The sequence below is a fragment of the Rahnella sp. BCC 1045 genome, from assembly GCF_019049615.1.
Classification (GTDB): Bacteria; Pseudomonadota; Gammaproteobacteria; order Enterobacterales; family Enterobacteriaceae; genus Rahnella; species Rahnella contaminans.
In genome coordinates this window covers 121792-143810 of record NZ_JAFMOZ010000141.1, presented here as the reverse complement: position 1 = coordinate 143810, position 22019 = coordinate 121792, and the positions used below count along the sequence as shown (strand labels likewise).

General features: G+C 53.7%; 19 protein-coding genes and 6 tRNA genes. 11 read left to right on the top strand and 14 right to left on the bottom strand.

Going from position 1 to position 22019, the window contains the following annotated elements; translation table 11 throughout:
* Positions 1–58: 58 nt before the first annotated feature.
* The 4 genes from J1782_RS22220 to J1782_RS22205 all read right to left on the bottom strand — a co-directional run bounded on the left by J1782_RS22220 (position 59) and on the right by J1782_RS22205 (position 458).
* Positions 59–134, bottom strand: a tRNA-Lys gene (locus J1782_RS22220).
* 7 nt (positions 135–141) lie between these two features.
* Positions 142–217 (bottom strand) — tRNA-Val (locus J1782_RS22215).
* Between the two features lie 43 nt (positions 218–260).
* Positions 261–336: transfer RNA gene (locus J1782_RS22210), tRNA-Val, on the bottom strand.
* 46 nt (positions 337–382) lie between these two features.
* Positions 383–458, bottom strand: a tRNA-Val gene (locus J1782_RS22205).
* Between the two features lie 263 nt (positions 459–721).
* Here J1782_RS22205 and gltX point away from each other — a divergent pair.
* A complete protein-coding gene (gltX, locus tag J1782_RS22200; protein WP_152324502.1) occupies positions 722–2140 on the top strand; it encodes a glutamate--tRNA ligase in 1419 nt (472 codons plus the stop codon).
* 89 nt (positions 2141–2229) lie between these two features.
* Here gltX and J1782_RS22195 read toward each other — a convergent pair whose 3' ends face one another.
* A complete protein-coding gene (locus J1782_RS22195; protein ID WP_165058420.1) occupies positions 2230–3021 on the bottom strand; it encodes a formate/nitrite transporter family protein in 792 nt (263 codons plus the stop codon).
* Positions 3022–3373: 352 nt separating this feature from the next.
* Between J1782_RS22195 and J1782_RS22190 the strand changes: the two genes are divergently transcribed.
* Together J1782_RS22190 and J1782_RS22185 are read left to right on the top strand one after the other, a co-directional pair.
* Positions 3374–3449 (top strand) — tRNA-Ala (locus J1782_RS22190).
* Positions 3450–3522: 73 nt separating this feature from the next.
* A tRNA-Ala gene (locus J1782_RS22185) sits at positions 3523–3598 on the top strand.
* A gap of 122 nt (positions 3599–3720) precedes the next feature.
* Here the strand turns inward: J1782_RS22185 and J1782_RS22180 are convergent.
* Positions 3721–4908, bottom strand: coding sequence for a NupC/NupG family nucleoside CNT transporter (locus J1782_RS22180; protein ID WP_152324500.1), 1188 nt, complete (start codon positions 4906–4908; stop codon positions 3721–3723).
* Between the two features lie 416 nt (positions 4909–5324).
* Between J1782_RS22180 and J1782_RS22175 the strand changes: the two genes are divergently transcribed.
* A complete protein-coding gene (locus tag J1782_RS22175) occupies positions 5325–6554 on the top strand; it encodes an Nramp family divalent metal transporter (protein WP_152324499.1) in 1230 nt (409 codons plus the stop codon).
* A gap of 77 nt (positions 6555–6631) precedes the next feature.
* Here J1782_RS22175 and J1782_RS22170 read toward each other — a convergent pair whose 3' ends face one another.
* Complete coding sequence (locus J1782_RS22170; protein WP_152324498.1) at positions 6632–7048, bottom strand: DUF2502 domain-containing protein; 417 nt, start codon at positions 7046–7048, stop codon at positions 6632–6634.
* Positions 7049–7207: 159 nt separating this feature from the next.
* The gene (gene mgrA, locus J1782_RS22165; protein WP_165058418.1) at positions 7208–8197 is read right to left on the bottom strand and encodes an L-glyceraldehyde 3-phosphate reductase; all 990 of its coding nucleotides are present in this window, start codon (positions 8195–8197) and stop codon (positions 7208–7210) included.
* Between the two features lie 350 nt (positions 8198–8547).
* On the opposite strand from mgrA, the gene J1782_RS22160 reads away from it, so the two are divergent.
* Positions 8548–10206, top strand: a complete 1659-nt coding sequence (locus tag J1782_RS22160) for an alpha-keto acid decarboxylase family protein (RefSeq protein ID WP_152324496.1) — start codon at positions 8548–8550, stop codon at positions 10204–10206.
* Here J1782_RS22160 and J1782_RS22155 read toward each other — a convergent pair.
* The gene (locus tag J1782_RS22155) at positions 10195–11082 is read right to left on the bottom strand and encodes a LysR family transcriptional regulator (protein WP_217153914.1); all 888 of its coding nucleotides are present in this window, start codon (positions 11080–11082) and stop codon (positions 10195–10197) included. The genes J1782_RS22160 and J1782_RS22155 overlap by 12 nt on opposite strands.
* Positions 11083–11215: 133 nt before the next feature.
* On the opposite strand from J1782_RS22155, the gene J1782_RS22150 reads away from it, so the two are divergent.
* Both J1782_RS22150 and J1782_RS22145 read left to right on the top strand, forming a co-directional pair.
* The gene (locus J1782_RS22150) at positions 11216–11689 is read left to right on the top strand and encodes a multidrug/biocide efflux PACE transporter (protein ID WP_152324494.1); all 474 of its coding nucleotides are present in this window, start codon (positions 11216–11218) and stop codon (positions 11687–11689) included.
* A gap of 101 nt (positions 11690–11790) precedes the next feature.
* Complete coding sequence (locus J1782_RS22145; protein WP_217153913.1) at positions 11791–12489, top strand: aspartate/glutamate racemase family protein; 699 nt, start codon at positions 11791–11793, stop codon at positions 12487–12489.
* On the opposite strand, the gene J1782_RS22140 is transcribed toward J1782_RS22145, so the two are convergent.
* Positions 12486–13748: an ion channel protein gene (locus tag J1782_RS22140; RefSeq protein WP_217153912.1), complete on the bottom strand. Its 1263-nt coding sequence runs from the start codon at positions 13746–13748 to the stop codon at positions 12486–12488. The two genes, J1782_RS22145 and J1782_RS22140, sit on opposite strands and share 4 nt — an antisense overlap.
* Positions 13749–14065: 317 nt before the next feature.
* Between J1782_RS22140 and glk the strand changes: the two genes are divergently transcribed.
* Complete coding sequence (glk, locus tag J1782_RS22135) at positions 14066–15031, top strand: glucokinase (protein ID WP_152324491.1); 966 nt, start codon at positions 14066–14068, stop codon at positions 15029–15031.
* Between the two features lie 37 nt (positions 15032–15068).
* On the opposite strand, the gene J1782_RS22130 is transcribed toward glk, so the two are convergent.
* Positions 15069–15818 (bottom strand): LytTR family DNA-binding domain-containing protein, encoded by a 750-nt coding sequence (locus J1782_RS22130; protein WP_217153911.1) that lies wholly within the window; start codon positions 15816–15818, stop codon positions 15069–15071.
* A 97-nt stretch (positions 15819–15915) separates the two neighbouring features.
* Positions 15916–17619, bottom strand: coding sequence for a sensor histidine kinase (locus J1782_RS22125; RefSeq protein ID WP_152324489.1), 1704 nt, complete (start codon positions 17617–17619; stop codon positions 15916–15918).
* Between the two features lie 146 nt (positions 17620–17765).
* Between J1782_RS22125 and J1782_RS22120 the strand changes: the two genes are divergently transcribed.
* The gene (locus J1782_RS22120) at positions 17766–18302 is read left to right on the top strand and encodes a GNAT family N-acetyltransferase (RefSeq protein WP_152324488.1); all 537 of its coding nucleotides are present in this window, start codon (positions 17766–17768) and stop codon (positions 18300–18302) included.
* A 146-nt stretch (positions 18303–18448) separates the two neighbouring features.
* The gene (gene alaC, locus J1782_RS22115; RefSeq protein WP_152324487.1) at positions 18449–19693 is read left to right on the top strand and encodes an alanine transaminase; all 1245 of its coding nucleotides are present in this window, start codon (positions 18449–18451) and stop codon (positions 19691–19693) included.
* Positions 19694–19784: 91 nt separating this feature from the next.
* Here the strand turns inward: alaC and J1782_RS22110 are convergent, their stop codons facing one another.
* Both J1782_RS22110 and J1782_RS22105 read right to left on the bottom strand, forming a co-directional pair.
* Complete coding sequence (locus tag J1782_RS22110; protein ID WP_165058404.1) at positions 19785–20627, bottom strand: AraC family transcriptional regulator; 843 nt, start codon at positions 20625–20627, stop codon at positions 19785–19787.
* Between the two features lie 21 nt (positions 20628–20648).
* On the bottom strand, positions 20649–21275 hold the full coding sequence (locus tag J1782_RS22105; protein ID WP_165058402.1) for a YbhB/YbcL family Raf kinase inhibitor-like protein: 627 nt from the start codon (positions 21273–21275) through the stop codon (positions 20649–20651).
* Positions 21276–21494: 219 nt separating this feature from the next.
* Between J1782_RS22105 and J1782_RS22100 the strand changes: the two genes are divergently transcribed.
* Complete coding sequence (locus tag J1782_RS22100; protein ID WP_152324484.1) at positions 21495–22019, top strand: cytochrome b; 525 nt, start codon at positions 21495–21497, stop codon at positions 22017–22019.

The window sequence follows — 22019 nt, the reverse complement described above, 5'->3', positions numbered from 1 at the left end:
GAAAGGGTTACCGAAGTACAGATGCGAAAAAAGCGCCTAAAGGCGCTTTTCTCTGAATTGGTGGGCCGTGCTGGATTCGAACCAGCGACCAATTGATTAAAAGTCAACTGCTCTACCAACTGAGCTAACGGCCCGCAGAAGTGGTGGGCGATGACGGGCTCGAACCGCCGACCCCCTCCGTGTAAAGGAGATGCTCTACCAACTGAGCTAATCGCCCACTTCTGGGTACTTCCCCATGTAAGAAGAAACGTGCTGAGAAATGGTGGGCGATGACGGGCTCGAACCGCCGACCCCCTCCGTGTAAAGGAGATGCTCTACCAACTGAGCTAATCGCCCATTTCTCAATTCTTCCTACTTATCACAACGCGGCACTCTTAAAGAGTGGTGGGCGATGACGGGCTCGAACCGCCGACCCCCTCCGTGTAAAGGAGATGCTCTACCAACTGAGCTAATCGCCCCCGTCGTGATGGAGTCGCATTATAGGGATACTTGAAATTACGTCAACGCTTTTTAAAAACAAAAATGATCGTTCGGCTTATTTTTAGTCAACCTGACGCGTTTCTCGCCCGCGTAGTCGATTCTTTACGCATTCATGGCCTTAAACAAGGTTACTGCCGTTGTATCAGCGTTGAGGAATCAGGGCAGAGTGGTAGAATGTCAGCCACTTTTTGTTAATTGATAGCGACGTTTTACGGCGTTGCGTTATTAAGGTTGCACCCAGATGAAAATCAAAACCCGTTTTGCCCCAAGCCCGACCGGCTATCTGCACGTCGGTGGCGCCCGTACCGCGCTTTATTCCTGGCTTTTTGCCCGCAACCTGGGCGGCGAGTTTGTGCTGCGTATCGAAGACACCGATCTCGAACGTTCCACTCAGGCTGCAATTGACGCGATTATGGATGGCATGAACTGGCTGAATCTGGACTGGGATGAAGGCCCGTATTTCCAGACCAAACGCTTTGACCGTTATAACGCGGTGATTGATGAAATGCTGGAAAACGGCACAGCGTATAAATGCTATTGCTCTAAAGAGCGTCTGGAAGCGCTGCGTGAACATCAGATGGCCAATAACGAAAAGCCTCGTTATGACGGTCGTTGCCGCGACAGCCACGAACATCACGCCGCTGATGAACCTTGCGTGGTGCGTTTTCGTAACCCGCAGGAAGGTTCGGTCATCTTTGATGACCAGATCCGCGGCCCGATCGAATTCAGCAATGACGAGCTTGATGATCTGATCATCCGCCGTACCGACGGTTCCCCGACCTATAACTTCTGCGTGGTGGTGGATGACTGGGATATGGAAATCACTCACGTTATCCGTGGCGAAGATCATATCAACAACACTCCGCGTCAGATCAACATCCTGAAAGCGCTGGGCGCACCGGTACCGGTTTACGCGCACGTTTCTATGATTCTGGGCGACGACGGTAAAAAACTGTCTAAACGTCACGGCGCGGTTGGCGTCATGCAGTACCGTGATGACGGTTATCTGCCGGAAGCGCTGCTGAACTATCTGGTGCGTCTGGGCTGGTCCCATGGCGATCAGGAAATTTTCAGCCGTGACGAAATGAAAGCGCTGTTCTCACTGGAAAACGTCAGCAAATCTGCCAGTGCGTTCAACACAGAAAAACTGCAATGGCTGAACCACCACTATATCAATACGATGGATCCGCATTATGTGGCGACCCATCTGCTGTGGCACGTGGAGCAGGCCGGTATCGAAACCCGCAACGGCCCGCAGCTGTTCGAAATCGTTACTTTGCTGGGCGAACGTTGCAAAACTCTGAAAGAAATGGCGGAGTCCTGCCGTTACTTCTACGAAGATTTCGCAGAGTTCGATGCCGATGCGGCGAAGAAACACTTGCGTCCGGTTGCACGTCAGCCGCTGGAAGTGGTTCGCGCGAAACTGGCTGCCATTACTGACTGGACGGCTGAAAATATTCACCATGCGATTCAGGGCACGGCGGATGAGCTGGAAGTCGGGATGGGTAAAGTCGGGATGCCACTGCGCGTTGCTGTCACCGGCGCGGGTCAGTCTCCGGGCGTGGACGTGACCGTTCATGCAATCGGTCAGAGCCGTGTACTGGCGCGTATCGATATGGCGTTAGCCTTCATTGCTGAACGTGAAACACAAGCGCAGTAATCGCTGTTAAATAGCGATAAAAAAAGCCAGCGCGGGAAACCGGCTGGCTTTTTTGCTTTCTGTGAAACGCTTGCCTGAAAACGTCTTAATTAACGTTGTTCAGTCGCAGGTGCTGCAACGGTAGGACGGTAGGCCAGGAAATACATCAGGCCCACGAAGCCCGCGCCACCGACCGCGTTGCCGAGGAACACGGCTGCGAAGTTCGGGAAGTACTGTGACCAGCTCAATGCACCGGCAAAGATTGCCGCGGGCACGATGAACATGTTTGCAACAACGTGCTGGAAGCCGATAGCCACGAATGCCATCACCGGGAACCACATCCCGATCACTTTGCCGCCGACTTCTTTACTGGCGAAGGCCAGCCAGATCGCCAGACACACCAGCCAGTTGCAGCCAATTCCGGAAATGAAGGCATGCATAAAGTCTGCATTCACTTTTGCGGTGGCGGTGGCAACGGTTTTGCTCAGGAAAGCGCCTTCGGTCAGCCCCAGAACGTGGCCGAAGAAATAGGCCACGGCCAGGCTTCCCAGCAGGTTAGCGAGGGTCACCCAGAACCAGTTGCGCAGAACAGCGTAAAGGCTGATCTGACGCGCGAACCAGGCGATAGGTAAGGTCATCATGTTACCTGTCAGCAGTTCTCCCCCTGCTAAAACGGTCAGAATAATCCCTACCGGGAACACGGCGGCGCCCAGTAAGTTACTGAATGATCCCCAGGATGCAGGTAACGTCCCTATTACGTGCAGATCCAGCAGGAAACCGGTGGCGATGAATGCGCCAGCCAGAAAGCCCAAAATTAACAAATTCAACACGGAAGCATGGCTTTTATTAACGCCTGCCGTGACAGCGATGGATGCGATTTCTTTAGGTGAATACAAGGACATGAGATTGCTCGAAGTAGTAAGTTATGATTATTGCGCGAGCAGTCTATTCTTAGAATTATCTCAAAACAAGCCGATCTTCATAGTCTGCTAACATTCCATTAATCATTCAGACATAGATGTTAAGAAAATGCATAGGCAGATCATAAAGCTAGTCACCACGCGGGCTTGCGGGCAAATTGTAAAACAATTCATCACACCAAAAATTTCGGTGAGGGCAGAGGTTTTTTCCCTGCAAAATGGGGTATTTGGCGGCTTTTTCAGCGCTTGAATTGAGAAACGGATTTAGCCGTTGACAGGGTTAGCGACGTTTCATATTATGCGCCCCGTTCACCCGTTTTTACGGGCACGAATTGGGGGTATAGCTCAGCTGGGAGAGCGCTTGCATGGCATGCAAGAGGTCAGCGGTTCGATCCCGCTTATCTCCACCAACTTACTTACCAGAGTGAGTGGGTGAGTTCCTCAAAAGGGAACACAAGAAGTACAATGTGGACGACCTCGTGTGGGGGTATAGCTCAGCTGGGAGAGCGCTTGCATGGCATGCAAGAGGTCAGCGGTTCGATCCCGCTTATCTCCACCAAATATTAAAGAAACCCGCTTCGGCGGGTTTTTTGTTTTCTGCTATCTCCCTTTCGGTTCCCTGAATTGCAGGCATAAAAAAAGGCGCCGGAGCGCCTTTCTTTGTCGTTCTGTTGCTACTTACTACGCCAGTACCAGACCCGCTATAGAAGCTGACAACACGCTGACCAGCGTTGAGCCGTACAGCAGTTTCAGGCCGAAGCGTGAAACTACGTTGCCCTGGTGTTCGTTCAGGCCTTTGATAGCGCCGGCAACGATACCGATAGACGAGAAGTTGGCGAAAGACACCAGGAACACGGACAAGATCCCCACGCCGCGTGGTGAAAGTTCGGTCGCCACTTTTTGCAGATCCAGCATCGCAACGAATTCATTGGAAACCAGTTTGGTTGCCATGATGCTGCCGACCTGTAACGCTTCGTGACTTGGCACGCCCATCATCCATGCGAATGGATAGAAGACATAACCCAGCACGCCCTGGAAGGTGATACCGAACACCACATCGAACAGCGCATTCAGGCAGGAAATCAGAGCGATGAAACCAATCAACATGGCTGCAACGATGATCGCGACTTTGAAACCGGCCAGGATATATTCACCCAGCATTTCAAAGAAGCTCTGACCCTGGTGCGTGTTACCGATTTGCAGGTCTTCTTCTGAATCAACTTTATAAGGGTTAATTAACGACAGTACGATGAAGGTACTGAACATGTTGAGCACCAGCGCAGCAACAACGAAGCGCGGTTCCAGCATGGTCATGTACGCACCCACAATCGACATAGAAACGGTCGACATAGCTGTGGCTGCCATGGTGTACATACGTTTTTCAGACATTTTGCCCAGAATATCTTTATACGCGATAAAGTTTTCTGACTGACCCAAAATCAGGGAGCTGATGGCGTTGAAAGATTCCAGTTTTCCCATGCCATTAATTTTCGACAAGACTGTACCGATGATACGGATGACGAAAGGCAGTACGCGAATGTGTTGTAAAATACCGATCAGTGCGGAAATAAACACGATCGGACACAAGACTTTCAAGAAGAAGAACGCTAATCCTTTATCGCTCATGCCTCCAAATACGAAGCCGGTCCCTTCCGCAGCGAATCCTAATAATTTCTCAAACAAGTCTGAGAAGCCTTTCACAAAACCTAAACCGATTGAAGAGTTCAGGAAGAAATAGGCTAATAAGACTTCGATGACCAACAGCTGAACAATGAAACGTAAACGGATATTCTTCCGGTCACGGCTCACCAGTAAAGCGAGTGCAGCGACAACGGCCAACGCTAATACAAAGTGCAATATTCGGGACATGGGTGCTCCAAATTAGAGGCAGGCTATATTTCGACGGACATTTTATGTAACGCGTACATTTAAAACGTGAAGTCGCTTGCAAATATAGAAATTACAGACACGAATTGCAACAAATCGAGGCCTATCACACAAAAAATCAAGATGTTAATAAAACTAAGCACAGTTAGCATTCTTGTGCTAGTTTTATCATGTGCCGTAATGCGTTCTGAATCTGGCCAGTAAATGTCTGTTTTAGGAAAAAGCGTTCTGTAAGTCTTTATGAAAGCTCACAGAATGATTAACCACTCAGTTCACACTTTGCCGCTTACGCTACTGCCTATCAAAGTAATTACTCAGATCATTCTAAATGCACTTGATAATCATTATCAATTAGCTATGATTTATGTAAGCGTAACAATCGTAAGGGTTAACTGACTATGCTGAACAGCCGGGCCGAATCTACAGGCCGCGCAGCCAGAAAGATGAAGCTTTCACTGATGGGACCGGCGTTTATTGCCGCCATCGGTTACATCGATCCGGGCAACTTTGCGACTAACATTCAGGCCGGTGCCTCGTATGGTTATCAGTTGCTGTGGGTGGTGGTCTGGGCCAATGTCATGGCGATGCTGATCCAGCTCTTGTCTGCCAAACTGGGTATTGCCACCGGGAAAAACCTCGCTGAACACATCCGTGACCGTTTCCCGCGTCCTGCCGTCTGGGCTTACTGGGTGCAGGCAGAAATCATCGCGATGGCGACCGACCTCGCTGAGTTTATCGGTGCGGCGATCGGCTTCAAATTACTTCTCGGGGTTACCCTGCTTCAGGGCGCCGTGCTCACCGGGATTGCCACCTTTATTATCCTGGGTCTGCAAAAACGCGGGCAAAAACCGCTGGAACTGGTTATCGCCGGTTTGTTGCTGTTCGTGGCCGCCGCCTATATTGTCGAGCTGTTTTTCTCTCAGCCAAGCATGGTGGCGCTGGGCAAAGGCATGCTGATCCCTGCACTGCCCACCAGCGATTCCGTCTATCTGGCCGCCGGTGTGTTGGGCGCGACCATCATGCCGCACGTCATTTATCTTCACTCTTCGCTGACTCAGCGAGGCGGTAAGGCATCGAAAGAGCAGCGTTATTCCGCGACAAAACTGGATGTCGGTATCGCGATGACTATCGCCGGTTTCGTTAATCTGGCGATGATGGCGACCGCCGCCGCTGCGTTCCATTTCAGCGGACACAGCGGGATCAGTGAACTCGATGAAGCTTATCTGACGCTGCAACCGCTGCTCGGCCACGCCGCTGCGACGACATTTGGCCTGAGCCTGGTCGCTGCCGGTTTATCCTCAACCGTGGTGGGTACACTGGCCGGTCAGGTGGTGATGCAGGGCTTTGTTAAATTCTACATTCCGCTGTGGGTGCGCCGTACGGTCACTATGATGCCGTCTTTTATCGTGATTCTGATGGGGCTGGATGCCACGCGAATTCTGGTCATGAGCCAGGTACTGCTGAGTTTCGGGATTGCACTGGCGTTGCTGCCGCTGCTGGCGTTTACCGGTAACCGCAGCCTGATGGGCGAAATGGTGAATACCAAAACCGTGCAGTGGGCGGGGCGCATCATCGTGCTGATTGTCGTCAGCCTCAACCTTTATCTGCTGATCGGTATGCTGAAATAATATCCGGCTGAAAGATTCAGGCCATAAAAAACGGGACAGTTTGCGCTGTCCCGTTTTTGTTTGTGTCATTCACTGAATTAATGGCGATGATCGCCATGCCCGCCGCGGTGATCCCGGTCGTGTCCGTGACCGCGATCCGGTCCGCGGCCGTGGTCATAATGCGGACGTCCGTGGTCGCCATGATAATAACGCGGCGGCGGCATCGGACGACGTGGTGGATGGCGATGATTCCACCAGCCCTGATCGCGCCAGCGGTAGCCGTCCCAGTAATCCCCGCGCGGGCCACGATGACCATAATTGTGACCACGGTAACTGTTCCACCAGCTCGGGTTGCGCCAGTCGTACCCATCCCAGTAATAACCGCGACGGTCACGGTCGCCAATGCTGATGGAAAGACCGGGTGTATTGAGACTAAAGTTGCTGGCCTGTACAGCAGGCGCTGCGGCAGGCAGCAAAGCAAACAGCAATGTCCCGAGAAGTATTGGCTTAATCATAGACGGCCCCAGATTCCTTATAATTTATGCTGACAGTTATAAGGGGAAGAGGGGGCGGGTTCTATTGCTTACAATCCTGTTTTGATTGATTTACGCGCCTTAACGGAAACCTTACGGAAACTCCATAAAGGCGCGTTTATTAAGCAGGTGGGTAACCGTTTACACTAAAATCGCTTCGATGGCCGCCAGTTCTTCCGGGCTGAAATGACGGTTAGCCATCATGCCAACCGCATCATCAATTTGCCCGGTTTTGCTGGCGCCAATCAGCACAGACGTCACGCGATCGCCGCGCAGCACCCAGGCCAGTGCCATCTGGGAAAGTTTCTGCCCGCGCGCCTGCGCAATGTCATTCAGCTTACGCACTTTCGCCAGTTTTTCTTCCGTCAGCTGTTCGGCGGTCAGGAATTTACTGTCGCTGGCCGCGCGGGAATCTTCAGGAATGCCCGCCAGATAGCGGTCCGTCAGCACGCCGCCCGCCAGTGGCGAAAAGGCAATCGAGCCCACGCCGTAATCCGCCAGCGTATCGAGTAAATCGGCTTCAACCCAACGTTCAAACATCGAGTATTTCGGCTGGTGAATCAGGCACGGCGTACCGAGCTGTTTGAGGATCTCAAAGGCTTCTTTGGCGCGCGCAGCGGGATAATTGGATAAGCCGACGTACAGCGCTTTGCCCTGACGCACGATCAAATCCAGCGCCGCCATGGTTTCTTCCAGCGGTGTGTCCGGATCCGGGCGGTGATGATAGAAGACATCCACGTAATCCAGCCCCATGCGTTTCAGGCTTTGATTCAGGCTGGCAACCAGATATTTTTTTGAACCCCAGTCGCCGTAAGGGCCGTCCCACATGGTGTAACCGGCTTTGGAAGAGATGATCAGCTCGTCACGATACGGCAGCAAATCTTCCTGCAAAATACGGCCAAAATGCTGCTCGGCAGAACCCGGAGGCGGGCCATAGTTATTTGCGAGGTCAAAGTGGGTGATCCCGTGGTCGAAAGCGTGGCGGATAAGCTTCCGGCCATTCTCAAAGTGAGCGTTATCCCCGAAATTGTGCCAGAGGCCAAGGGAAACGACAGGGAGTTTTAGCCCGCTCTGGCCACAGCGGCGGTATTCCATTTTCTCGTAACGATTGGGACTCGCTAAATACGGCATAGAGACCTTTCTTTTAAATTGTATGAATCATGTAAGAATGAGGTAAAAAGCCCTTTTAGTGTATGCGCTTTCACACGCATTTCCAGATATTCAGATCACATCCGGAACAATCCTTATTTCCTGTTTACGTAGCGCTTGTTTGCATGAATAAAGGCGCAGCAGCTTAAATCCCGGATTCTTTTTCTATTACCGTAACTGCTGAACAAAGACGCCTGCGTGATCTCAGTGCAATGCTGTAACTCTGCGTTTCCACATTCTATTTCGAATAATAAATATCCTATTCCCCTGTTTGGAGTAATACTTAGGCTAGTGGGATTAACTGTTTACTCTATTTTTAACAGAGGATCGTCATGGATAATATCTATACCGTAGGTGACTATCTCTTAGACCGCTTATCATTTAGCGGGATCTCCGAACTGTTTGGCGTGCCGGGGGATTACAACCTGAAATTCCTCGACAGCGTGATTAATCATCAGCAAATCACCTGGGTCGGCTGCACTAATGAACTTAATGCCGCGTATGGTGCAGACGGATATGCGCGTACCAAAGGCATCGGCGCGCTCCTGACGACCTTTGGCGTGGGCGAACTGAGCGCGCTCAATGGCGTTGCGGGCAGCTTTGCCGAATATGTTCCGGTGATCCACATTGTCGGATCACCGGCGCTGACCTCGCAGCGCAAAGGCGAACTGATGCACCACACGCTGGGCGACGGCAATTTCGGCCACTTCATGCGGATGTCGCAACCGGTGAGCGTCGCGCAAGCCGCGCTGACGCCGGAAAATGCGCTGTCTGAAATCGACCGCGTGATTGAAGAAGTGATCTACCACTCACGTCCGGGCTATATTTTGCTGCCCAGTGACGTCGCTGCGTTGCCGGTCACAACCCGAGCCCACGCGCTCCCGGCGCGTCAGCCGCCATTTTCGCCATCTTCTCTGGAAGCTTTTGTTGCCGCCGCTGAAACTCAGTTGCGCGATGCAAGACGCGTTTCGCTGCTGGCAGATTTCCTTGCCGACCGCTTTGACGTCAAAGCCGCGCTGGAAGAGTGGATGGAAGAAGTGCCGCTGCCGCACGCCACCTTGCTGATGGGCAAAGGGCTGTTTAACGAGCAGCAAACGAATTTCGCCGGAACCTATTCCGGCGCAGGCAGCGCGGCGTCAACCCGCGAGGCCATTGAAGGCGCGGATGTGGTGATTAACGTCGGGGTGAAATTTACCGACACGATCACCGCCGGATTTACCCAGCAACTCCCCGACGGCAAATGCATTGATCTCCAGCCATTTTCTGCCCGCGTGGGCGATCAGATTTTCCACCAGTTACCGATGGCTAAAACCGTCAGCGTCCTGCATCGCCTGACCGCGGAACTGGCTTCCGGCTGGCAACCCTACCCGGTGAAACGCACGGCGCTGCCTGCCTCGCACGAAGGACATTTCGGGCAATACGAATTCTGGCAGCAGATTCAGGATTTCCTGCAACCAGGCGATATTCTGGTCGCCGAGCAGGGCACCGCATGTTTCGGCGCGGCGGCGCTGAACCTGCCGGAAGATTGCCAGTTTGTCGTCCAGCCATTGTGGGGCTCGATTGGTTTCACGCTGCCCGCCGCGTTTGGCGTACAGATTGCGGCTCCCGCGCGCCGCGTGGTGTTGCTCATCGGCGACGGTTCTGCACAACTGACCCTGCAGGGGCTGGGCGCGGCGATCCGCTATGGATTGCCGCCAGTGATTTTCGTCATTAATAATGACGGTTATACGGTTGAGCGGGCGATCCACGGCGAAACGCAGCGCTACAATGACATCGCGCAGTGGAACTGGACGCAGTTCCCGTCGGCGTTTGGCGGCAATGATGTTTTCACCGCGCGGGCCGATTCTCCTCAGGCGCTGAAAGAGGCGATCGAAAAAGCCGGTGCGCATCGCCAGATGGCCTGGATTGAAGTGGTTCTGCCGAAAATGGATATCCCCGAACTGTTAAGCTCGGTGACAAAATCGCTGGCGAAACGTAACTCAGGGCAATAAATCGTCGTCCGTTTCCGGCGGGTCAATCAGCTGGTCGATGAACCAGCTTCCCGCCGGGCCGGGCTGATTATTTTTACTCCACACCGCATCCACGGAAATCTTTTTCGGCCAGCCGCGCAACGGCAGCGTCATCAGTTTGTCATGCCCGAACTGTTTCACCAGCCAGTGGGGCAGCGTCGCCCAGCCAAATCCCTGTTCCGCCATTTCCAAAAGCATCAGATAACTGGGCGCTGACCACACCTGGCCCTGCGCGCGCGGCATTTCGCGACGGCTGTATGGCTGTAAACACAGCTCGCGAAACGTGTGTAACTGCTCGGGTTGCAGGCTCTCCATTTTCGCCAGCGGGTGTTCACGGCTGCAAAAAATCGACATATCCGTCTGCTCGGGCAGACGCGCCGCGCCAATATCCGGCGGATAACTTGCCTGCGCTTCCACCATACCGATATGCGCGCGACCTGACTGCAACAGCTCGATGACGTCCTGATCTTCGGCAATCTGACATTCAAATTCGATATCCGGATAACGCTGCTCAAACCGGCGCAGCAGCGCTTCATGGTGGGTCGGCTGATAGGTATCGGAAAGCACAAACGTCAGGCGGGTTTCTGGCTGCGTGGATAACCGCACGGCCAGCTCATCAAGGCGCTCGCTGGCGGCCAGAATGGCCTGAACGTGGCTCAGAACGCGCTGTCCGGCGGGCGTAAGCACCGGATGGCGGCTCTGGCGATCAAACAACGTTACGCCTAAATCCACTTCCAGATTGGCAATCGCCATGCTGACCGTCGACTGGCTTTTGCGCAATTTGCGCGCGGCGGCGGAGAAAGATCCGGCGTCGGCCGCCTCTACAAATGCCGTCAGGGCTTCCGGTGAATAGCGCATAAACAACTCTCCTGTGATTTCAATCCATCTATTTTATCGATACTTACTATCTTTCATCCATCTTATTTAGTGATGATAATGCCCGCCTGTGACAACCGTCACCCATTAATTATCAGGAATCAGGCAGGTTTTTATGTCTAAGCAAACACGCAATTCATCTCAGAAAACATTGGGCGAGCGCATCTTTCATGCCGTCGGCTTCGAGACGCTGGCCGTCCTGATCTCCGCCCCGGTCGCCGCATGGGCGCTGAATAAACCGATCTGGGAAATGGGCGCGCTGGCTATCATGTTGTCGACGACGGCAATGGTGTGGAACATCATTTACAACACCTTCTTCGACAAATTCTGGCCGGTGACCCGCGTGGTGCGAACGCTGAAAATCCGTATTGCTCACGCGCTGGGTTTCGAGGGCGGGTTCATTCTGATTGGCCTGCCGATTGCCGCGCTGTGGCTGGGTATCGGCCTGCTCGATGCGTTTATGCTGGAAATCGGGTTCTTCCTGTTCTTCCTGCCGTACACCGTGGCGTATAACTGGCTGTACGACACGCTGCGCCAGCGCTGGATGCAGCGCCGCGAAATGGTTCAGGATTGCCCGGCGAAGCATTAATTCCCGCTGACCTTCGTCCGGAAAAAGCCCGCAGACATTTTCTTTGTTTGCGGGCTTTTTGTCGGTTATGGTTTTGTCACGCAGACAAAAGGGAAGCAGAAATGAAAACGTTAGGGCTGATTGGCGGCATGAGCTGGGAATCCACCGTGCCGTATTACCGGATGATTAACGAACACATAAAACAACAGTTGGGCGGATTACACTCGGCCAAACTGTTCCTCTACAGCGTCGATTTCTACGAGATTGAAAAGCTGCAAATGGCCGGTGACTGGCACCAGGCGGGCGAACTTCTTGGCAACGCGGCCCGCTCGCTGGCGCGCGCCGGGGCTGATGTCATTGTGGTCTGCACGAATACGATGCATAAAGTGGCCGGTGATATTGAGCGGATTGGCGGCCTGCCGTTGCTGCACATTGCCGATGCTACCGCCGGAAAAATCAAAGCGCACGGGCTGAAGAAAATTGGCCTGCTGGGCACGCGTTTCACCATGGAACAGGATTTTTACCGCGGACGTTTACAGGAACTGCATCAGATTGATGTCGTGACGCCGGATGCCGGTGACCGCGACATCATCCATCGGATCATCTACGAAGAGCTCTGTCTGGGGATTATCCGGGACGACTCACGCGAGGAATACCGGCGGATTATTGCCAGCCTGGAACAGCAGGGCGTGGAAGGCATTATTTTCGGCTGTACCGAAATCACCCTGCTGGTCGGCGCTGAAGACGCGGACGTTCCCGTTTTCGATACCACTGCCATTCACGCGCTGGCAGCGGCCCAGTTCGCCCTGAAAGACCATTAACCGGCGTCAGGATCCTGACGGCGTAATGACTGTTTCGCCACCAGCATCATCGGTTTACCGGCCAGCATCAGCCAGGCTGGTAACATCACGATACACAGCAGCGGCAGCAATTTAAGCCCCGGTACCACAGCGGCAGCCATAAACAGGCTGAGCCAGCCATCGCGCGTGACCACTAAAACCATGCCCATCACGGCGCAGGAAACGGTGACCGCTGCCGGCACATCCGGGGCATACTGATGCAACATCAGACCCAGTGAAACCCCGACGAAAACCGCCGGGAAAATACGCCCGCCACGAAAACCGCAGGCCGCCGCGACCACTAACGCCGCCAGCTTGGTGAGCGTGATCGCCAGCAGCGGCCCCATCTCAAACAGCTGATTCGAATGCGCCAGCTCCTTCATCTCATCAAGCCCTTTGAACAGCGTGATTTCTCCGCCAATCAGCGCCAGCAGCCCGAGCACAAACCCGCCGAGACCCAGCCGCAGCACAGGATTCTGGATACTGTTAAACAACCGGTGCATATGCGGAAAGAGCCAGACGGCGAGCATCCCCAGCGCAATCGCAATTAACACCACCACCGAACCGCTGAAAATATCAATCAGCCGTGAGCTGTCATAAGCCGGAATGGTCAGCGAGAAGTCAGGCTGGAAAAACTGATCGGTGGTAATCGCCCCCGCACCCGCGGCGAGCAGCGGCGCGAAAAGCCGGTCCCACAGCGGCACATCTTTATTGGTGCCCAGCGTTTGCGAGAAAATCAGCGCGGCGGCAATCGGTGTACCAAACAACGCGCCGATGGTTCCGGCGGCAGCCAGAATCACCCAGTCGGTGGTCGGTACTTTCGGCATAAACCGCGCGCCAAACGCGGCGGCCAGCGCAATGTTAATCACGGTAATCGGATATTCAGGACCGAGACTGACGCCCCCGGCCAGCCCGAGCATTAAGGCTAACGCCAGACCGGTCAGTGAACTGACTGCAACCGGCGCGCCAATCAGCGATTCGGTCGCCGGATCCGGCCCCGCGTGGCCCGGCATATATTTAATTAATGCGCCCACGCCGACCCCGGTCAGCGTCAGCATGAACAGCGTCCAGCTGGCGGACTGAGTATTCACATTTAAAACCGCGGGAATGTTTTGCCAAAGCAAAGTTTGTAACGCACCGGCAAGCATCATAATGGCGACCAGAATCAGGCTCGACAGCACGCCGATAATGATCGCAGGCAACGCAAAGGCCAGCATGAGTCTGGCGCGGGGATGAAACATGCAAGTATTTCCTTATTTTATAGTTTTGTTTGCCCTAATAGCTTAGATGAAACTCAGCAAGGTCTGTTTACCGGCGGTCGACATTATTTTGTGTGACATGCCGCATAAATGTGCGTTGGTTCAAAACTGCGTTGCAGCGTATAGCAATTACCGCTATTTTGCCCACACGAATCTGTAAGCTTTGCCCCGCTGGCAGGCTTTCGCCGGTCGTTAAGTGATGTGCAGCTTACATCAGCGCGCCCGGCAGCGTACTCTTTAGCACAGCAACTTTTGCGCGGGTGCGCAGCATAACGAATTTACTTTTTGTGGAGAATAACATGACCAAATACTCCCTGGTGGGCGATGTCGGGGGCACCAACTGCCGCCTGGCGCTTTGCGCTTTGGACAGCGGTGAGATTTCTCAGTCGAAGACCTTTTCCGGGCTGGAATATGACAGCCTCGAAGCCACGGTTCGTGAGTATCTTTCGCAGCAGCAACAGGAAGTTGAGGATGCATGTATCGCGATTGCCTGCCCGATTACCGGCGACTGGGTTGCGATGACTAACCACACCTGGGCCTTCTCCATTGCGGAGATGAAGAAAAGCCTCGGGTTGAAACATCTGGAAGTGATTAACGATTTCACCGCCGTTTCCATGGCGATCCCGATGCTCAAAGAAGCGGATTTGCTGCAGTTTGGTGGCAAAAAAGCGCAGGACGGCAAACCGGCGGTGATTTACGGCGCGGGTACCGGTCTGGGGGTTGCGCATCTGATCCACGCCAACAAACAGTGGATGAGTTTGCCGGGCGAGGGCGGTCACGTTGATTTCGCACCAAACAGCGAAGAAGAAGACATTATTCTGGAACAGCTGCGCACCGAAATGGGCCACGTTTCTGCGGAACGCATTCTGTCAGGACCGGGGCTGGTGAATCTGTACCGCGCTATTGTGAAATCCGATAACCGCGTACCGGAAAACTTCAAACCTAAAGATGTCACCGAGCTGGCGCTGTCAGACGAAAACGTCGACTGCCGTCGTGCGCTGTCGTTATTCTGCGTCATCATGGGGCGTTTTGGCGGCAATCTGGCGCTGAACATGGGGACGTTTGGCGGTGTGTATATCGCAGGCGGGATTGTGCCGCGCTTCCTGGAATTTTTCAAAGCCTCCGGTTTCCGTGCGGCGTTCGAAGATAAAGGGCGTTTCAAAGATTACCTGATGGATATTCCGGTGTTTCTGATCACCCACGATCAGCCGGGATTACTGGGCGCAGGTGCCTATCTGCGTCAGTCGATTGGTTTGACGATTTAATGTTTACGGCCTCCCTTGTAAAGGGGAGGCCGTAACATCAGAACCGCATTAACTGCCTGAATTCCTTTACCTTGCTCCGGCTGACCGGCACTTCGAAATCCAGATCACTTAACCGCAAAATGTAGGTGTTGTTAAACCACGGCACAATCTCGCGGATTTTCGACAAGTTCACGCAATACGAACGGTGGCAGCGGAAAAAATGCTCCTCCGGCAGGCGGTTGCACAGTTCGGTGATATTCATCGGCATGGTGAATTCTTCTTTGCGGGTATACACCTGCGTCACCTTTTCCTGCGCAGCTGCGTAATAAATATCGTTAATGTCCGTCACGATAATGCGCTCATCTTTGATGAGATTAATGCTGTGGCTGACGCGCGGCGCGTTACTCGGCGCGGGGGCGGCGGCTTCCTGCTTATCCTGGCTGTCACGCTGAAAATGCGATTCGAGTTTTTGCAGCATCGTGACGATGCGGGATTCGTGATACGGCTTGAGAATGTAGTCAAACGCTTCGATTTCAAAGGCTTCGGCGGCGTGTTCTTTGTAGGCGGTGATAAAGACAATGTAAGGCTTATGCGCAAATTTACTGATATTTTGCGCCAGCAACACACCGTCGAGCGAAGGAATGCTGATATCGAGGAAAATCGCATCGATTTCATTCGTTTGCAGATATTTCAGCACATCCAGCCCGTCATCGAATATCGCTTCAATTTTGATGCTGCTGTGCGTATTAATCAGATAACTCAGTTCTTCCTGAGCCGGTATTTCATCTTCGACGATAATGGCTTTCATGGAATATTCCCCGATGCGTTCGCCCGAAACGCGGGCGGCAGGTTAAATGCTTCAAAAAATGATAATTAGCGAACAGTAACTGCACGGGTCTTCCGCTTCAGGCTATTTTGCTCTCAAGGGCATTTGCCACTGCGGAAGAGGCCTTGGTGATTAAAAATGAAATATCCGTCCCCGGTTCAAGGCGGCGGATTGTCAGCCCCCGGCCGTATAACAGCGAAACGCGGTGATGCACATTTAGCAGGCCGATTTTATTGCCCGGCATTTCGTTGCGCTCAACGCGGTCAATGGTTTCCTGATTGATGCCGTGGCCGGTGTCTTTCACTGAAACCTTCACGCCGTCAGGCTGATGCTTCACTGAAATCACCACCACACCTTTTCCGCTGCACTTCTGGATCCCGTGGACAATAGCATTCTCCACCAGCGGCTGGATCAGCAGGCTGGGGATTTTCACCGAAATATCGTCATCAATGTCATAAATCACCGTCAGCTTGCTGCCAAACCGCGCCTGCTCGATGGCGATGTAATCCTGCACCTGATGCAGTTCCTTGCGCAGATCAATCAGCTCATCGTTCAGTTCCAGGTTATAGCGCAAATAGCGGGAGAGATTGATGATCAGCTGCCGTGCGACGTCAGGGCGGGCGCGAATTGAAGACGATATGGCATTCAGTGCGTTAAACAGAAAATGTGGGTTAATTTTACTTTGCAGGGCGCGCATTTCAGCTTTATTCGCCATCTCACGCAGCTGCTCGGTGCGCGAAACTTCCATCTGCGTCGACATAATTTGCGACAGCCCGATCGCCATGACTTTCAGGGAATAGGTTATTCGGTGCGGGTCGCAATAATAGATTTTCAGGGAACCGGTCACTTCGCCTTTTTCCCACAGCGGGATAATAATCAGCGAGTGAATTTGTGGTGTGCGGTGCATCTCGTCGTTATTTTTGACGGTAATCTGGCCGCTTTCCAGCGTAGCCTTGGTGATCTCGCTGAGCGCTTCGTGGCCGATATTGTATTCTTCCGCGCCCGTGCCGACGTACGCAAGAATGTTCCTGGTATCGGTAATGGCGACGGCATCGGCGTCGATATCATCGCGGATAATCCGGCAAATGCTGTCTAACGATTCAGCATTGATATTCCTGAAGTAGGGCAGCGTTTTATTGGCGATATCCAGCGCGAGCCGCGCCTGCCGGGCAGCAATAACTTCTTTTTCATCCTCGACGCTTTGCACCAGAATCACGATAAGGCCAATCGAACTGGCACCGAGGATCAGCGGCGCGGCGATATTCATCACGATATCCAGCCCGAGCGAAAACGGGCGGGCCATCAGTAAAATCAGGATCATGGTCAGCGTTTCGCACAGCATGCCGGCCAGAATACCGACTTTCCAGTGCAGCGCTTTTTTGACTTTTTTATTGATATAGCCAGAAAGAAAACCGGCGGTAATACTGGTGATCAGACACGGAATGGACGTCGGCCCGTGAATGTCGATAAGAAAACGGTGAGTACCCGAAATCACACCGGTAATAATACCGACCCACGGCCCGAACAGAATGCCGCCGGACATAATGGCGATAGTCCGCACGTTAATCAGCGAGCCTTCAACGTTTATCCCCGAAAGTGTGCCGAAAATCGCAAACAGCGAGAAAATCGCGGTGACCGCCGCCAGTTCCAGCGCCGTATGATTATCATTTTCTTTGTGCAGCAGTTTACGGAACAGCGGGGTACGCGTGAGGAAGAACAGACAGATGAGCATCAGCGCCGCACGGTCAAAGACCGCCAGCAGCATATCAAACATGTGAGGCATGGTGATTTCTCTGCACAGTAATACATATCTGTGCCAAATGGATTCAGCCGTTATTATAAATAAAAGGTCAGAGATTCACCACCAAAGGACGGAATGCGGTCCGGTTCAGGTCCAAAACGCTATCTAAAAATGGAGAACAGCCAGAAATGATCTCGTTATCAACGCCGCGGCTTATCATGCAGCCAATCCAGACTGACGACTGGGCGTTCTTTTTGCGGTTGTACCAGACGCCGGAAGTCATGCGTTTTATCGGTGATATCGAAACGCCCGCGCAGGTTCACAGCCGTTTTGAGCAGCGTCTTGGCAACTGGGATCGCTACTGCGATTTCTGGCTCTGCCTGCTGATCCGCGAAAAAGAAACCGGCGCGGCGGTGGGGCTGACCGGATTTTTCCCCGACTGGCGTCCGTATCAGCAGGGCGAAGTGGGCTTCATTCTGGCACCGGAACATCAGCGCAAAGGCTATGCGGTCGAGTCATTACGCGAAGTATTAAATTTTGCTTTCGATCAGTGCGGATTCCACCGTTTGCAGGCCAACGTGCTGGAAGGTAACGACGCATCGCGACGCGTGCTGGAGAAATGTGGTTTTCAGTATGAAGGCAGGCTGCGTGACAGCTACCGCATTGGCGACGAATGGAAAAATGACTGGCTGCTGGGGCTGCTTGCCAGCGATACGCGCCTTTAGTTAAAGATCTTAGCTAAAAACTTTAGTTAAAAAAATGTTGCTCAATCTCTCGACAGATTTTTTCCTCTGCGATATGTTCGTTGAAGGCCGCAACGCGGCCAGCGTCGCTCGGACGGTCCGGGCGCTTACGTATCCCAGAGGAAATTATGGCTGATTCCAGTTCACCCCGTCGTTTTTCGCGCATTGATCGTCTTCCCCCTTATGTTTTCAACATTACTGCTGAGCTGAAAATGGCTGCACGCCACCGTGGCGAGGACATTATCGATTTCAGTATGGGGAATCCTGACGGCCCGACACCGCCGCACATCGTGGAAAAGCTGGTGCAGGTTGCACAGCGTGAAGACACGCACGGTTACTCGACATCCCGCGGCATTCCGCGTCTTCGCCGGGCGATTTCCCGCTGGTATGCCGACCGCTATCAGGTTGAAATCGATCCGGAAAGCGAAGCTATCGTCACCATCGGGTCGAAAGAAGGGCTGGCGCATCTGATGCTGGCGACGCTCGATCACGGTGATACCGTTCTGGTGCCAAACCCAAGTTATCCGATCCACATCTACGGCGCAGTGATTGCCGGTGCGCAGGTGCGCTCCGTGCCGCTGGCGGAAGGTGTGGATTTCTTTGCCGAGCTGGAAAAAGCCATTCGCGAAACCATTCCGCGACCGAAAATGATGATCCTCGGTTTCCCGTCGAACCCGACGGCGCAATGCGTGGAACTGGATTTCTTCGAGCGCGTGGTGGCGCTGGCAAAACAATACAACGTACTGGTGATCCACGACCTGGCGTATGCCGATATCGTGTATGACGGCTGGAAAGCGCCGTCGATCATGCAGGTGCCGGGCGCAAAAGACATCGCGGTGGAATTCTTCACGCTGTCCAAAAGCTACAACATGGCGGGCTGGCGTATCGGCTTTATGGTCGGCAATCCTGAGCTGGTCAGCGCGCTGGCGCGTATCAAGAGTTATCACGATTACGGCACATTTACCCCGTTGCAGGTGGCGGCGATTGCGGCGCTGGAAGGCGACCAGCAATGCGTGAAAGACATTGCCGAACAATATCGTCAGCGCCGAAACGTGCTGGTGCGCGGGCTGCACGAGGCGGGCTGGATGGTGGAAAATCCGAAAGCGTCGATGTACGTCTGGGCGAAAATCCCGCCTGCGTATGCCCACTTAGGCTCGCTGGAATTCGCCAAACGTCTGCTGGCGGATGCGAAAGTCTGCGTGTCGCCGGGCATTGGTTTCGGTGATTACGGCGATACCCATGTGCGTTTCGCGTTAATCGAAAATCAGGATCGCATCCGTCAGGCGGTGCGCGGCATTAAAGCGATGTTCCGCGCCGATGGCCTGCTGGCACCGAAAAAAAACGGTAACGAACCGCCGGCTGAATCTGAATAATTTTCTGACGCGTTAACAGCGGAAAACTTGAAAGCCAGTCATCTGAGGTGACTGGCTTTTTTATTCACTCTTTTTATTAACGGCTCTTTGTTTAACGGATGTCAGCAGGTGAACAGCCAAACCGCTCGCGAAAACGCAGGGAAAACCGCGAACTGGCGCGATAGCCGCACGCATCGGCGATTTGTGACAGGCTCCAGCGCGTGGTTTGCAGCAGGGTCATGGCGTGATGCATGCGGATATCCTGCAACAATGTCCGGAAGCTGATTTGCTCTTCCACCAGCCGCCGCCGCAGCGTGGCTTCACTCATAGCCAGTTGCTGGCTGGCGCTGGCGGCGGTCCAGGCAAATTCCGGCGCGGAAGCCAGCAGCGTGGTCAGCCGGGTGCCCAGCGGTTCACCGGCGCGCGGCATGAATAAAATTCCGCGCTCCGCCAGTGCGATCAGCACGCCGGTCAGACGGTTTTGCTGCACCGCCGTGCTGGCCGGATTTTTCAGACCGTGCAGACAATAATCCAGCGTTTCCTGTAATTCATCGTCCAGCGGTACGATCTGAAAGCCGTTAAGCGGCGTGAGGGGCGACAGCAGCGGGGCGTTATCGCGGTAAAACCCGGCGATCAGCGCAGGCGAAAACCCGAGAAACAGCGACGAGAAAATCCCGCTTTCTGCGCTGACGGTTTTGCTGACGTGCGCCTGCGTATGTTGCGAAATCACCATCAGATGCGGCGTGTTTCCCAGCTTCACCGGCGCGTCGTGCTCCTGACTCAGCGTCAGTTGCCCGGAATTCACCCGCAGCAGCGATGGCTCGAAAAACCGGAAACTGGACACCTGATGCGGCTGTTGCAGATAAGGCCGCGCCAGCGAAAAAAGCCGGTCGTGGATGACCGGCAGTTGGTTTGGCAGAAGATTTTCTGCATTGCTGCGACCTTCAGAGGGCATAGTTTCTCCTGCCAGAGGGCATTACTTCACGTCCGGATTTAAGGTGTAAGTCCCGGTCAGGCTGGCCTGTGCCAGAACGTGGCCTTCGATAGCGGCCAGCACATCCGGGCCGTAGAATTTATCCTGTAACTCCAGTGAAGGAATATCCAGTGCATACAGCGTAAACACGTAGTCGTGCGCAATTTCATCATTCCACGGCGGGCAGGCACCGTCGTAACCGTAGTAATCGCCGCCCATATTTTCGTCGTCGCCAAACCACGCGGTATAACCGTTGATGCCATGACGCATTCCGGCTTCAGCGGGCAACGCCGGTTTACCTTTTGGCGTCACGCTGTCGCTGTGGCTGCCTTCGGCAATCTCACGGGTATCAGCAGGAATATCCACCAGCAGCCAGTGGAACAGATCGATACGCGGCAATGATGCGGAAACCACCTTGCCTTCCTGATTCACGTCGTCCGGACGGCCCGGCACATGCGGATCCACACAAACCAGCGCAAACGAACGGGTGTTTTCCGGTACGTCGCTCCAGGCTAAGTGCGGGTTACGGTTGGAGGAAAGCGCCAGGTGGTTTTGTGCATCCTGAACGGCAAATGCCAGCTCGCCCGGCATCGGTGCGCCGTTCTCAAAATTCTGACTGATCAATTTCATTGGAAAATCCTCTGCATGTCATTGGACTGGGGTATGGAGAGATTCTATCGCGATGCGCTTGCGGCAGGATGACATATCCCGTCAGATTATTCACTTTTCCCGTCATAATGACCGGAAGGGTGAGTCCTGCGGTCTTCATAAAGTCTGCGTATTTATTTCCTATACTCATTTTTCGTGCCGATGGTTCCCTGATACTTATCTCCGGACAGGAAACGATTTATGAAAACCCGTTATTCGCTTTCCCAGATAAGCCTGCACTGGGCGACGTTACTGATGATTATTCTGACCTACGCCGCCATGCTGACCCGCGATTATTTCCCGGAAGATAATCAGCCGCTGGTGCGATTGCTGCATTTCAATTTCGGGATTTGCGTCTGGCTGCTGATGTGGGTGCGCATTTTCCTGCGCACGCGAAATACCACGCCGGCCATCACGCCGCCGCTGCCGCGCTGGCAGATTGCGGCGTCTCACGCCGTACACGCTGTTTTGTATCTGCTGTTTCTTTCGCTGCCGGTGCTCGGCGTGCTGACGCTGGAATTTGGCGGGCGCGACTGGGTTTTGTTTGGCTGGCAGGTGCCGCAGTTTATCTCGCCGGATCCTTCTGCGCGCCGCACGGTGCGCACGGCCCATGAATTCCTGGCGAACTGCGGGTATTACCTGATTGGCTTACACGCGCTGGCGGCGATTTATCATCACTATTTTCGCAAAGACGATACCTTTACGCGGATGCTGCCGGGAAAATAG

What these genes read in the sequence shown, in the direction of transcription:
- gltX (WP_152324502.1), top strand. Translation starts at nt 722, where the DNA reads ATGAAAATCAAAACCCGTTTTGCCCCAAGCCCGACCGGCTATCTGCAC.
- J1782_RS22195 (WP_165058420.1), bottom strand. Translation starts at nt 3,021, where the DNA reads ATGTCCTTGTATTCACCTAAAGAAATCGCATCCATCGCTGTCACGGCA.
- J1782_RS22180 (WP_152324500.1), bottom strand. Translation starts at nt 4,908, where the DNA reads ATGTCCCGAATATTGCACTTTGTATTAGCGTTGGCCGTTGTCGCTGCA.
- J1782_RS22175 (WP_152324499.1), top strand. Translation starts at nt 5,325, where the DNA reads ATGCTGAACAGCCGGGCCGAATCTACAGGCCGCGCAGCCAGAAAGATG.
- J1782_RS22170 (WP_152324498.1), bottom strand. Translation starts at nt 7,048, where the DNA reads ATGATTAAGCCAATACTTCTCGGGACATTGCTGTTTGCTTTGCTGCCT.
- mgrA (WP_165058418.1), bottom strand. Translation starts at nt 8,197, where the DNA reads ATGCCGTATTTAGCGAGTCCCAATCGTTACGAGAAAATGGAATACCGC.
- J1782_RS22160 (WP_152324496.1), top strand. Translation starts at nt 8,548, where the DNA reads ATGGATAATATCTATACCGTAGGTGACTATCTCTTAGACCGCTTATCA.
- J1782_RS22155 (WP_217153914.1), bottom strand. Translation starts at nt 11,082, where the DNA reads ATGCGCTATTCACCGGAAGCCCTGACGGCATTTGTAGAGGCGGCCGAC.
- J1782_RS22150 (WP_152324494.1), top strand. Translation starts at nt 11,216, where the DNA reads ATGTCTAAGCAAACACGCAATTCATCTCAGAAAACATTGGGCGAGCGC.
- J1782_RS22145 (WP_217153913.1), top strand. Translation starts at nt 11,791, where the DNA reads ATGAAAACGTTAGGGCTGATTGGCGGCATGAGCTGGGAATCCACCGTG.
- J1782_RS22140 (WP_217153912.1), bottom strand. Translation starts at nt 13,748, where the DNA reads ATGTTTCATCCCCGCGCCAGACTCATGCTGGCCTTTGCGTTGCCTGCG.
- glk (WP_152324491.1), top strand. Translation starts at nt 14,066, where the DNA reads ATGACCAAATACTCCCTGGTGGGCGATGTCGGGGGCACCAACTGCCGC.
- J1782_RS22130 (WP_217153911.1), bottom strand. Translation starts at nt 15,818, where the DNA reads ATGAAAGCCATTATCGTCGAAGATGAAATACCGGCTCAGGAAGAACTG.
- J1782_RS22125 (WP_152324489.1), bottom strand. Translation starts at nt 17,619, where the DNA reads ATGCCTCACATGTTTGATATGCTGCTGGCGGTCTTTGACCGTGCGGCG.
- J1782_RS22120 (WP_152324488.1), top strand. Translation starts at nt 17,766, where the DNA reads ATGATCTCGTTATCAACGCCGCGGCTTATCATGCAGCCAATCCAGACT.
- alaC (WP_152324487.1), top strand. Translation starts at nt 18,449, where the DNA reads ATGGCTGATTCCAGTTCACCCCGTCGTTTTTCGCGCATTGATCGTCTT.
- J1782_RS22110 (WP_165058404.1), bottom strand. Translation starts at nt 20,627, where the DNA reads ATGCCCTCTGAAGGTCGCAGCAATGCAGAAAATCTTCTGCCAAACCAA.
- J1782_RS22105 (WP_165058402.1), bottom strand. Translation starts at nt 21,275, where the DNA reads ATGAAATTGATCAGTCAGAATTTTGAGAACGGCGCACCGATGCCGGGC.
- J1782_RS22100 (WP_152324484.1), top strand. Translation starts at nt 21,495, where the DNA reads ATGAAAACCCGTTATTCGCTTTCCCAGATAAGCCTGCACTGGGCGACG.